Annotated in this window: 2 protein-coding genes; one reads left to right on the forward strand and one right to left on the reverse strand. The window is 53.7% G+C overall.

The features are described 5' to 3' along the window. A partial coding sequence (locus L971_RS14715; RefSeq protein ID WP_047376483.1) for a carbon starvation CstA family protein occupies window positions 1-980 on the reverse strand: 980 nt, incomplete at its 3' end. A 246-nt stretch (window positions 981-1,226) separates the two neighbouring features. Between L971_RS14715 and L971_RS15095 the strand changes: the two genes are divergently transcribed. Then, window positions 1,227-1,373: a hypothetical protein gene (locus L971_RS15095; protein ID WP_167601145.1), complete on the forward strand. Its 147-nt coding sequence runs from the start codon at window positions 1,227-1,229 to the stop codon at window positions 1,371-1,373. Window positions 1,374-1,570 lie beyond the last annotated feature (197 nt).

The following is a 1,570-nucleotide window of genomic DNA, read 5'->3' on the forward strand; positions in this document are numbered from 1 at the left end:
ATGACACCGAGGATCGCGAGCGTGCCGCCGATGCTGCCGAGCATGAGCGTCGCCACTTCTTGCACGACGAGTGCCGGGGTACCGGCCTGGATCATGCCGAGCAGTTCACCCGGCTCGAAGATGGCCATGGCCGCACCGGCCCATACCATCGCGATGACCGCCTCGACGATCATCATGCCGTAGAAGATCGAGCGCCCGTTGCTCTCCTTCATCGTCGTCCGCGAGATGATCGGCGACTGGGTCGCATGGAAGCCAGAGAGCGCCCCACATGAGATCGTGAAGAAGAGGAGCGGCCAGATCGGCAGGCCGTCCGGATGCATGTTCGTCAGTGACATCTCCGGCACCTTGTAGCCCTGTGCGAACAGGCTGACCCCGATGCCGACGGCGCTGATCAACAGGAGCGCGCCGAAGAACGGGTAAATGCGGCCGATGATCTTGTCGACCGGGAGGAGCGTCGCCAAAATGTAGTAAGCGAAGATGGCGAAGATGACGAAGACGAGCGTCGACGCGTCCCCACCGAACAAGTTGTTGATCATGTTACTCGGTGACGTGACGAACACCGTCCCGACCAAGAGAAGTAAGAGCAAGGCGAACCCGTTGACGATATGGCGGAGCGAGCGACCGAGGAACTTCTCGGCGAGCTGCGGCAAGTGCGCCCCGTTGTTGCGGAGCGAGATCATGCCCGTCAAATAGTCGTGCACGGCCCCGGCGAAGATCGACCCGAAGACGATCCAGAGGAACGCGACCGGGCCATAGAGCGCCCCCATGATCGGCCCGAAGATCGGCCCGACGCCGGCGATGTTCAACAGCTGGATCATCGAGTTGCGTTTCTTGCCCATCGGCACGTAGTCGATGCCGTCCTGTGACGCGTAGGCGGGCGTCGTCCGCTCCTCCTTGATGCCGAACGTCTTCTCGACGTAGCGGCCGTAAACGAGATAACCGAGCAATAGTAATCCTAATGCGATGAAGAATGTGATCATTTTGATGTTCCTCCTATATATGACGGATAATGAATGAATTATTGTGAAATTTATCACAATTCAAATATAGCAGGGTCCCTTTTGATGCGCCATATGTTTTTGCTCACTATTTCACATGAAAATAATACTGTTCATTAATTAGACAAACGTTGATATAGAGCCGTTTTTATGAAAACGCTATCAACAAGAATGAGGTGTCCCGGTTTCGGGAAGAAATAAATGAAGCGCAAGAAAGGATGGATGAGCATGAATCGACAACGTGGTTTTTTGGCACTCCCGGTCGCCGTCGCCTTCATCGTCATATTCGGTTTGATCTTCGACAATTGGTGGATCGGGCTCGGCATCGGTATCGCGATGTTTTTCGCCTTTCAAGGGACGAAGAAGAAGGCATGAGCACAGGTCACTTTTCGAGTGGCTTGTGCTCTTTTTTGAACAAAGATGAAAGAAAAGGAAGGCACTATCTTTTTCATCCGCTTATGAAATCTATTATGAATTGACATTTTTTAACTTATTTAGGCGAGAATTCTCCCACCTCTAAGCGTCTCAGGGCATGGCCCAGCGTAGGTGGGAGATGAATCGCCGGTCCCCGA

This window comes from Exiguobacterium sp. ZOR0005 (genome assembly GCF_000798975.1).
GTDB classification, from domain to species: domain Bacteria; phylum Bacillota; class Bacilli; order Exiguobacteriales; family Exiguobacteriaceae; genus Exiguobacterium; species Exiguobacterium aurantiacum.